Origin of the sequence: Lactiplantibacillus sp. B652 (genome assembly GCF_023806745.1) — a bacterium.
Taxonomy (GTDB): Bacteria; Bacillota; Bacilli; order Lactobacillales; family Lactobacillaceae; genus Lactiplantibacillus; species Lactiplantibacillus pentosus.
In genome coordinates this window covers 1-383 of the sequence record NZ_JAMSKY010000077.1, presented here as the reverse complement: position 1 = coordinate 383, position 383 = coordinate 1, and the positions used below count along the sequence as shown (strand labels likewise).

Genomic DNA, 383 nt, shown 5'->3' with positions numbered 1-383 from the left:
GAAGCGCTCCGCTGGTCAACTGGACGGCGTCTTGCGGATGATGGATGAGGGCCGCCCTTGCGACGACGTTCTCGTTCAACTTTCCGCGGTCAAGTCCAGCATCGACAAGGCAATGAAACTGGTCATTGCCCGCAATATCAATAATTGCGTCGATAATATGACAAGTGCCGATGTTCAGAACCTTGAGCACTCATTAGACTTGTTGTTAAAAACGAAATAACATAAACAGTAAATAATCGACCGTATCTCCTGCGGTCGCCATATGGATGTCAACGCCGATGTGAAAATGTCGTTTTTTGCCGATTAAAAAATGCTGTTTTTTACCGATAAAGTTTACAGTGTCTCACTGCTCCTTTCTTTATTTTGTGCGTTGAAACCTGATA

The 383-nt window shown here is 44.6% G+C and carries 1 protein-coding gene; it reads left to right on the top strand.

The features are described 5' to 3' along the window. The coding region (locus tag MZO40_RS17075; RefSeq protein WP_252133482.1) for a metal-sensing transcriptional repressor at nt 1-220 on the top strand (220 nt) is incomplete at its 5' end. Nucleotides 221-383: the final 163 nt, after the last annotated feature.